The organism is Rhizobacter sp. P2_H3 (assembly GCF_056403355.1).
Window position 1 is genome coordinate 1 of the sequence record NZ_JBFUFQ010000247.1, and the last position, 8,118, is coordinate 8,118.

General features: G+C 71.5%; 12 protein-coding genes. 6 read left to right on the forward strand and 6 right to left on the reverse strand.

Going from position 1 to position 8,118, the window contains the following annotated elements; genetic code table 11:
• The 6 genes from AC1D1T_RS27460 to tolA all read left to right on the forward strand — a co-directional run.
• Nucleotides 1–396: PEGA domain-containing protein (locus AC1D1T_RS27460; RefSeq protein ID WP_477828254.1), on the forward strand; the 396-nt coding region annotated here is incomplete at its 5' end.
• A 20-nt stretch (nt 397–416) separates the two neighbouring features.
• The gene (locus AC1D1T_RS27465; protein WP_477992865.1) at nt 417–779 is read left to right on the forward strand and encodes a TssQ family T6SS-associated lipoprotein; all 363 of its coding nucleotides are present in this window, start codon (nt 417–419) and stop codon (nt 777–779) included.
• A gap of 58 nt (nt 780–837) precedes the next feature.
• Entirely contained in the window at nt 838–1,248 is a 411-nt protein-coding gene (gene ybgC / locus AC1D1T_RS27470; RefSeq protein ID WP_047504625.1) for a tol-pal system-associated acyl-CoA thioesterase, read from the forward strand.
• A complete protein-coding gene (gene tolQ / locus AC1D1T_RS27475) occupies nt 1,245–1,964 on the forward strand; it encodes a protein TolQ (RefSeq protein ID WP_477828255.1) in 720 nt (239 codons plus the stop codon). Before ybgC ends, tolQ begins: the two co-directional genes overlap by 4 nt.
• A complete protein-coding gene (gene tolR, locus AC1D1T_RS27480) occupies nt 1,964–2,389 on the forward strand; it encodes a protein TolR (RefSeq protein ID WP_465111805.1) in 426 nt (141 codons plus the stop codon). Before tolQ ends, tolR begins: the two co-directional genes overlap by 1 nt.
• Nucleotides 2,389–3,231: a cell envelope integrity protein TolA gene (gene tolA / locus AC1D1T_RS27485; protein WP_477992866.1), complete on the forward strand. Its 843-nt coding sequence runs from the start codon at nt 2,389–2,391 to the stop codon at nt 3,229–3,231. Before tolR ends, tolA begins: the two co-directional genes overlap by 1 nt.
• Here tolA and AC1D1T_RS27490 read toward each other — a convergent pair.
• The 6 genes from AC1D1T_RS27490 to AC1D1T_RS27515 form a co-directional block, all read right to left on the reverse strand.
• Complete coding sequence (locus tag AC1D1T_RS27490; RefSeq protein WP_477827879.1) at nt 3,193–4,302, reverse strand: NAD(P)/FAD-dependent oxidoreductase; 1,110 nt, start codon at nt 4,300–4,302, stop codon at nt 3,193–3,195. The two genes, tolA and AC1D1T_RS27490, sit on opposite strands and share 39 nt — an antisense overlap.
• A 60-nt stretch (nt 4,303–4,362) precedes the next feature.
• On the reverse strand, nt 4,363–4,830 hold the full coding sequence (locus tag AC1D1T_RS27495; RefSeq protein ID WP_477827878.1) for a DoxX family protein: 468 nt from the start codon (nt 4,828–4,830) through the stop codon (nt 4,363–4,365).
• Nucleotides 4,831–4,901: 71 nt separating this feature from the next.
• Entirely contained in the window at nt 4,902–5,684 is a 783-nt protein-coding gene (locus AC1D1T_RS27500; RefSeq protein WP_477827877.1) for an HvfC/BufC family peptide modification chaperone, read from the reverse strand.
• Nucleotides 5,681–6,571: an MbnB/TglH/ChrH family RiPP precursor modification enzyme gene (locus AC1D1T_RS27505; RefSeq protein ID WP_477844958.1), complete on the reverse strand. Its 891-nt coding sequence runs from the start codon at nt 6,569–6,571 to the stop codon at nt 5,681–5,683. The genes AC1D1T_RS27500 and AC1D1T_RS27505 overlap by 4 nt, the downstream gene beginning before the upstream one ends.
• 7 nt (nt 6,572–6,578) lie before the next feature.
• A complete protein-coding gene (locus AC1D1T_RS27510) occupies nt 6,579–6,848 on the reverse strand; it encodes a BufA1 family periplasmic bufferin-type metallophore (RefSeq protein ID WP_047504648.1) in 270 nt (89 codons plus the stop codon).
• Nucleotides 6,849–6,976: 128 nt separating this feature from the next.
• Nucleotides 6,977–8,118 (reverse strand): efflux transporter outer membrane subunit (locus AC1D1T_RS27515; RefSeq protein ID WP_477992867.1); only part of this gene is annotated, 1,142 nt, incomplete at its 5' end.

Below are 8,118 nucleotides of genomic sequence, written 5' to 3' on the forward strand. Positions count from 1 at the left end.
CCTGTGAACATCGCCGCGGCCGCCCTGCCGGCGGCCGTGGCTGCCGCACCCGAGCCGGTGCTGGCAGCCGCCTCGGGCAACGACGCCCCCCGCAAGGCACCGGTGCCGCCGAAGGAAACCCTGAAGGAACGCCGTGCCCGCGAGGCCCGTGAACGCGCTGCCGCGGCGGCGCCGGTCGTCGTCGCCACCGGCGTCGTGCGGCTGGCCATCAGCCCCTGGGGCCAGGTCGAGGTCGACGGCAGGTCGGTCGGCACCGCGCCGCCGCTGAACGAGCTGACGCTGTCCGAGGGCCGCCATGTCGTGACGATTCGCAACGACGACTTTCCGCCTTACAGTTCGACGGTCAATGTCGTGCCGGGCCAACCGGTCAACCTCAAATACCGATTCGGATCATGAGACTGTTTCCCGTTGTCCTGTTGGCCTCAGCGTTGCTTGCCACCGGCTGCGCGCTGACCCCGCCCCCGCCGGTCGGCCTGCTCGACGTCACCTCGCGGCCCGCCGAACGGGCGCTGCAGGCCGGCATCCGCGCCTATGAAGACGGCCAGTACCCCGAGGCCGAGAAGCAGCTGAACCTGGCGCTGTCGACCGGCCTGGTGTCGCCGCGCGACCGCGCCGCGGCCCACAAGCAGCTCGCGTTCATCTACTGCACCAGCAGCCGCACCAGCGACTGCGAGGCGGCGTTCCGCGCCGCGCGCCACGCGGATCCGGCCTTCGCGCTGAACAAGTCGGAACAAGGTCACCCCGTCTGGGGGCCGGTCTACAAGCGCGTGCAGCCATAATCGGCGCCGCATGGCGCGACCCGCGCCGTGCAGCCCCGCGGCCTGCTGTTCGCGCCCCATGACGTCCACCGAAGCTCCCGCCTTCCTCCATCCGCTGCGCATCTACTGGGAAGACACCGACGCCGGCGGCGTGGTGTTCTACGCCAACTACCTGAAGTTCTTCGAGCGCGCGCGCACCGAGTGGCTGCGCTCGCTCGGCTTCCACCAGGAGCGCATGCGCACCGAAGGCGGCGCGATGTTCGTCGTCGCCGACACCCGCGTGCGCTACCTGAGCCCGGCCCGGCTCGACGACCTGCTGGAGGTCAGCGTGCGTGTGGTCGAATCGGGGCGTGCGAGCATCCGGCTCGCACAGGCGGCCTGCCGCGGCGGGCAGACGCTGGCCGAGGGCGAGATCCGCATCGGCTGCGTGGACACCGGAACCTTCAAGCCGCGACGCATTCCCAACGACATCCTCGACGCCATCGCATGAACCAAGACTTTTCCATCATCAGCCTCATCCTGCATGCCAGCTTCGTGGTTCAGCTCGTGATGGCCGGGCTGCTGCTCGTGTCGCTCGGCAGCTGGACGGTGATCTTCGGCAAGCTGTTCGGCCTGCGCCGCGTGCGCACGATGAACGATGACTTCGAGCGCGAATTCTGGGCCGGCAAGAACCTGAACGACCTGTTCAGCGCCGCCTCGCAGAAGGCGCACAGCGCACCGCTGGAGCGCATCTTCGCGTCGGGCATGCGCGAGTTCATGAAGCTGCGCGAGCGCCGCGTGGTCGACGGCGGCGCGCTGCTCGACGGTTCGCGCCGCGCGATGCGCGCGAGCTTCCAGCGCGAGCTCGACGCGGTCGAATCGAACCTGTCCTTCCTCGCCTCGGTCGGTTCGGTGTCGCCGTACGTCGGGCTGTTCGGCACGGTGTGGGGGATCATGCACGCCTTCGTCGGGCTGTCGAACCTGCAGCAGGTGACGCTCGCGACCGTCGCCCCCGGCATCGCCGAGGCGCTGGTGGCCACCGCGATCGGGCTCTTCGCCGCGATCCCGGCGGTGATCGCCTACAACCGCTTCGCACGCGACATCGACCGCATCGCGATCCAGCTGGAGACCTTCATCGAGGAGTTCTCCAACATCCTGCAACGCAACGCGACGCAGCCGCTGCCCACGGTCCCGGCAGGCGTGCCCGGCGCGGCAGGGGTGCGCTGATGCCCGCCGTCGCCGGCCGCGGCACGCGCCGCCGCACGATCTCCGAGATGAACATGGTGCCGTTCATCGACGTGATGCTGGTGCTGCTGATCATCTTCATGGTCAGCGCGCCGCTGATCACCACCGGCGTGGTTGATCTACCCACCGTCGGCAGGAGCAAGCAGCAGCCGGAGCACGTGATCGAGGTCGTCGTCGGCAAGGACGAGAGCCTGAAGCTGCGCGTCGACGGCAAGGAGCCGTCCCCGCTGAAGCTCACGGCGCTCGCCGCCACCGTCAAGGAGGCGCAGGGCGGCAATGCGCAGTCGCCGGTCGTGATCTCGGCCGATCGCCAGGTCAAGTACGAGGCGGTGGTGCGCGTGATGGACACGCTGCAGCGCGCCGGCGTGCTGCGCGTCGGGCTGTCGGTGAAGAACGCCGGAACCTGATGAGCACCGGCTCCCTCCTGCACTTCCGCGAGCACGACGCGCTGCGGCCCGACAACGTCGACAGCGCCGGGGCCGGTTTCGTGTTCGCGGCCGGCGCGCACGTGCTGCTGATCACCGCGCTGGCCTTCGGCGTGAACTGGCAATCGAGCGAGCCGGTGGCGGCCTCGGCCGAGCTGTGGGCCGCGATGCCGCAGGTGGCCGCGCCGCGAGCCGTCGAGCCGCCGCCTGCACCGCCGCCGCCCGCGCCGAAACCCGCCCCCGAGCCGAAGGCCGAGACGCCTCCGCCGCCGCCCCGCCCTGCCCCCGATCCGCAGATCGCGATCGAGAAGGAGAAGGCGAAGCAGAAGGAACTGAAGGCCCAGCAGGACAAGGAAGCCGAAGAGAAGAAGGCTCTGGAGGCGAAGCGCGTCGCCGATGCGAAGGCCGAAGCCGATCGCAAGAAGAAGGAGCTCGAGCGGCAGACCGCGCAGACTGAAGACCAGCGCAAGAAGCAGCTGGAGCGCATCCTCGGCCAGGCCGGCGCCACCGGCGCGGCCACCAGCACCGGCACCGCCGCGCACGACGCGGCGCCGTCGGCCAACTACCGCGGCAAGATCGTCGGTGCGATCAAACCCAACATCACGTTGATCACGACCATCGACGGCAACCCACGGGTAGAGGTCGAGGTGCGCACCGGACCGGACGGCACCATCCTCAGCCGGCGCGTCACGAAGCCCAGCGGCGTCGCGGAGTGGGACGAGACGGTGTTGCGTGCGATCGACAAGACCGCCTCCCTGCCGCGCGACGAGAACGGCCGCGTGCCGTCACCGATGACCCTCGTTTTCCGGCCGCTCGACTTCTGAGGCCACCGGGGCCACGACCGAGGCCGGCAGCGGCGGCTTGCCGGGCCGCGCGCCGGCAGCGCGCTCGCGCCGCCTCAGCAGCCAGGCCACGAAGCGGCCCTCGAACGACCAGGCGCCCCAGCTGACCAGCGCGTCGCCATCGCCGCAATCGACCCAGCGCAGCGCAGGCTGGGCCAGCTTCGCGGTGACCAGCGCCCCGCCGGCGACGAAGCGGCGCAGGTTGATGGCGAGCGTCGCGGGGTCGTCGCCGCCGCGGAACACCTCGGGGTGCGAGGTGCTCTGCAAGGTCGGGCCGACGGCCGCACCGCCCTCGGGATCGAGCAGCAGCCCGCTGCCGTCCACCCACGACGGTGCGCGGCCCGGCAGCACCAGCAACGGCGCGTCGCAGACCAGGCGCATGCCGTCGCCGACCATCGCCTGCCGCCCGCCGAGGGCGACGCAGCGCTCCTCGAACAGCGTGACGTTGCGGCGCTTCAGGATGCGGTGCATGCGGACCTGCGCGGACGACGGGAAATCGGGCAGCGGCGGGCCGCCGTTGGTGACGAGCGCGACGCGCGCCCGCTTGCCCAGGCGCCGCTGCACCGCGAGCGACAGCTCGACGCCGGCGATGCCCGAACCGACGACCACGACGCTCAGCGTGCGCTGCTGCGCCAGCGCGAGCAGCGCATCCCACAGGAGCACGAACTGCTCGCCGGGCTGCATGAAGAGGGCATGCTCGCGGGCGCCGGCGATCGCGTCGCGGTCCATCACCGGCGCGGGGTCCAGGCTCAGCGCGTCGTAGTCGATGACCTGGCCGCCGGCGAGCGTCACGCGGCGCGCGGCGGCATCGAGCGAATCGACCTCGCCTTCGACCAGCGTCACGTGGGCCTGCTGCGCGAGCGGCAGCAGCGGCGTGACGCTGTCGTCGAGGCTGCGGCGGCCTGCTACCCAGCCGGGCAGCGCCGCGCCCGCCATCGGGCGCTGCGAGGGCGCCACCAGCGTGACCTGCGCCGCGGGCAGCGCCTGCGCCGCGAACTCGCGCAGCACCTGGAGGTGGGCGGGCCCGGCGCCCAGCAGAACGAGATGCTTCATCGAGGGCAAGGGGTAGGCGGGTGCAACCCCGCATTGTGCCCCGGCCCTTGCCCGGGGGCGTCAGCGCGGCGCCAACCCGGGACGAATGCCCCATCGGGTCGAGATCAGCCGGTCGAGCGACAGCGCGCCCGGCCCCCACAGCGCCAGCCCGATCAGCAGGCTGCCCCAGAACTGGTGCTGCTGCAGCGCGGCCGGTGCGATCTCGGCCAGGCTCAGCACCGCGACGATGTTCATCACCGACAGCCCGAGCGCCGCGAAGCGCCCGGCCAGGCCCAGCGCCAGCAGCACCGGCAGCACCAGCTCGCCGCCGGTGCCCATCACCGCGGCCAACCCGGGCGGCAGCAGCGGCACGTGGTATTCGTCGTTGAACAGCGCGAGCGTGGTGTCCCAGTCGCGGATCTTCGTCAGGCCGGACAGGAAGAAGGCCTGCGCGACGTACAGCCGCGCCGCCAGCTGCGCGACCGGCTGCAGGGTTTCCAGCAGCGCGACGAAGCGGCTCCACAGGGTCAGCAAGGGGGTGAGGCTCATGGGGATCTCTTTCGATTCGATGGGCCTTGGTCGGCGGGCAACGTGCTTTCTTTCGCAGCCCGGATGCCAGGTCAGCAGCGACGGGCGCCGGCCAACCAGCCGTGCTGCAAGGCCTGCAACAGCCAGGGTTCGAAAGAGAAGGTTTCCTCGCCTGCGCGGTCCAGTGCCTCCGACAGCGGTCGGCCCTCCAGCAAGGCCTGCGTCCAGCGCGCCTCGGGCCCGCCGATCGCCTGCACCCGCGGGCGCCAACCGTCGCGCCACACCAGCGCGTGCTCACCCCGGCCGGAATCGAGCGCCCCGCGGGCGGCCTCGAGGCGGGCGGCTGCATCGTCGCCGGGGCGGTGCGCCAGCCACAGGCTCGCCGCCGGCCAGGCACTGGAGAGCAGGCCGACCGACGGCATCAGCGCGAGCGTCAGTCCGGCCGGATCGGTCTCGGCCAGCAAGGCGAGGCTCGCGGTGTCGCATTCGGTGTCGGCCGCCCGCTCGCAGCGGGCCACCAGCGCATCGAGCCGCGCGCTGTCGGCCACGTAAGGCACGTCGGCCAGTTGATCGCTCTCGGCGATGAAACCGGGCAAGGCATCGCCGAACTCGGCGAGATCACCGCGCTGCGGCGGGTGCGCCTGCCAGAACGCGCGGGCCAGCGCCGCGAACGACTCCTCGCCCAGCAGCGCCTGCACGGTCGGGTAGCGTGCCGCCAACGCGCGCTCGGCCGAGGCACCGCCGTTCGCCTGGTAGGCCTGCCAGCCGCGCAGCAGCCGGGCGCCTTGCTCGCCCACCGCAGCGGCCAGCGATGCGCCTTCATCGCGCGCCCACAGGCTGCGCAGCAGCGCCTGCTGGCGTTCGAGCTCGTTCATCGTTGGCCTGCCCCGGCGATCACCCGTTCGGCGTGCGCCGCTTCTTCGAGCAGCACGGCCAGCGGCGGCAGTTCGGTGTCCCATTCGACCAGCGTCGGCCGCGGCCCCAGCCGGTCGATCGCATGGGCGAACACACGCCACACCGGCTCATGCACGCGGCTGCCATGGTCGTCGATCACGATGTCGGGCAGTTCGAGGTAGCCGGCCAGGTGGATCTCGCCGACGCTGGCCGCATCGATCGCGTCGATCCAGTCGCAGGCCCCGCGCACCGCATCAGCGTCGTCGCGTGCACGGTTCAGCCCGTTCACGACCAGGTTGTTCACATCGAGCAGCAACCCGCAGCCGGTGCGGCGCGTCAGCTGGTTGAAGAACTCGGGCTCGCTCATCTCCCGGTCCTGCCAGGCAAGGTAGGCCGACAGGTTCTCGACCAGGATGGGCCGGCGCAGGCGCTCCTGCACCTGCGTCACGTTGCTTGCCATCACGTCGAGCGCCTCGCGCGTGAAGGCGAGCGGCAGCAGGTCGTTGGCGTGCAGCAGTCCGGCGCCCGCCGGGCCGCCCGGTGCGCGGGCGAAGCTGGCATGGTCGGAGACGCGCACCGGCTCGATGCGCTCGGCCAGCCGCGCCAGCCGGTCGAGGTGCCACGGATCGAGCCCGCAGGCCGATCCCAGCGACAGCCCGACGCCGTGCAGGCTCACGTCCCAGCGCGAGCGCGCCTCGTGCAGCACCGCGATCGCGGCGCCGCCGTCAGCGAAGAAATTCTCGGAATGCACCTCGACGAAGCCGAGCGGCCGGCCCTCCCACGGGCGGTCCAGCAGCTCGGCATAGTGAGGCTGGCGCAAGCCGATGCCGACCGGGCGGTCGAGCGACGGCAGCGCGGCGGCACTCACCGCCGGCTCACTGCTTCTTGGCTTCTTCGGCGGTCTTGCCGCCCAGGCTCTTGCAGGTGCCCTTGGCGACGTACTTCCACTCGTCGGCGCCGTTGTCGACCTTGGACTGGCCAGCACACGAATGCGTGCCCGACGTGTTGGCGCAGTCGTTCTGGCCGGCCTTCGCGATGCCGAAGCACTTCTCCTTGGCCTTCTCGTCGGCAGCCTGGGCCTGGCCCAGCAAGCCCAGGGCCAGCACGGAAGCGAGGGCGGATGAAGCGATCAGACGGTTGTTCATGCGGTTCTCCTATCGGGGTTCAGGGATGGCGTCGCCATCGGTGAAAAGATGAAACGACCCGCCTGAGTCGCGCTCGGGCGGGTCGTCTTACATCGGCCGACATCATGCCCGCATGAACGGGCCCCGTGTCACTGGGTGGTTTCCCAACCCCCGCCGAGGGAGCGGATCAGGCCGACCGTGGTCGTGGCCCAGGTGCCGCGCAGCTTCACCGCCTGCCGCTCGATGGTCAGCAGGTCGCGCTGCGCTTCGAGCAGCTGCAGGTAGCTGTCTTCGCCGGCGCGGTAGCGCTTGTCGGCCAACTCCGCGGCGCGGCGCGCCGAGGCCACGGCCGCATCGGTGAAGCCCACCTGCTCGCGCACCGAGCGCAGGCCGGACAAGTTGTCTTCCACGTCGGCGAAGGCCGTCAGCACCGATTGCCGGTAGTCGGCCACCGCGCCTTCGAGCTGCGCCTCGGCCCGCTTGACCGCGGCCTTGTTGCGCCCGCCGTCGATGATCGGCAGCGAGAACACCAGGCTGGTCAGCCAGGACTGCGCGTTGGTCTTGAACAGCTCGCTCAGCTCGTTCGACGCATAGCCGCCGTTGGCGGTCAGCGCGAGTGCCGGGAACAGCGCCGATTTCGCGACGCCGACCCGTGCCGTCGCCGCCGCCATGCTGCGCTGCGCGGCCGTCACGTCGGGCCGGCGTTCCAGCAGCGCCGACGGCAGGCCCGGCGGCACCACCGGCACGCTGGCGTCGAGCGCGAGCGGCTGGTTCTCGAAGCTGAAGCCCGACGGGGCCTGGCCGAGCAGCAGCGCGAGCGAATGCTCGATCCGCGCGCGGCTGCCGCGCAACGCGACCACCTCGGCCTGCAGCGTCGACAGCTCGGTGCGCGAGCGCGCCACGTCGAGCTCGGCAACGTCGCCGGCCTGGAAGCGCTTGCCGATCAGGCGCACGTTCTCGGTGCGCAGCGCGAGCGTCGCATCGAGCTGGGCCGCTTCGGCATCGAGCGCACGCAGCGCGAAATACGTCTGCGCCACGTCGGCCTGCAGCGCGAGCAGCACCGAGCGGTAGCTCGCCTCGACCTGCTCGGCGTCGGCCCGCGCGGCATTCACGCCGTTGCCCACGCGCTGGAACAGGTCGACCTCGTAGCTCGCGCCCAGGCCGGCCGTGTAGACGGTGGACGGCGACACCGGCGTGCCGGCCGGCACGCCGGCCTGCGCCGGCGCCGAGCGGCTGCGCGTGGCGCCGGCATTCAGGCCGAGTTGCGGCCAGCGGTCGGCCTCGGCACTGC

What these genes read in the sequence shown, in the direction of transcription:
- tolA (WP_477992866.1), top strand. Translation starts at nt 2,389, where the DNA reads ATGAGCACCGGCTCCCTCCTGCACTTCCGCGAGCACGACGCGCTGCGG.
- AC1D1T_RS27500 (WP_477827877.1), bottom strand. Translation starts at nt 5,684, where the DNA reads ATGAACGAGCTCGAACGCCAGCAGGCGCTGCTGCGCAGCCTGTGGGCG.
- tolQ (WP_477828255.1), top strand. Translation starts at nt 1,245, where the DNA reads ATGAACCAAGACTTTTCCATCATCAGCCTCATCCTGCATGCCAGCTTC.
- AC1D1T_RS27510 (WP_047504648.1), bottom strand. Translation starts at nt 6,848, where the DNA reads ATGAACAACCGTCTGATCGCTTCATCCGCCCTCGCTTCCGTGCTGGCC.
- AC1D1T_RS27490 (WP_477827879.1), bottom strand. Translation starts at nt 4,302, where the DNA reads ATGAAGCATCTCGTTCTGCTGGGCGCCGGGCCCGCCCACCTCCAGGTG.
- tolR (WP_465111805.1), top strand. Translation starts at nt 1,964, where the DNA reads ATGCCCGCCGTCGCCGGCCGCGGCACGCGCCGCCGCACGATCTCCGAG.
- AC1D1T_RS27495 (WP_477827878.1), bottom strand. Translation starts at nt 4,830, where the DNA reads ATGAGCCTCACCCCCTTGCTGACCCTGTGGAGCCGCTTCGTCGCGCTG.
- ybgC (WP_047504625.1), top strand. Translation starts at nt 838, where the DNA reads ATGACGTCCACCGAAGCTCCCGCCTTCCTCCATCCGCTGCGCATCTAC.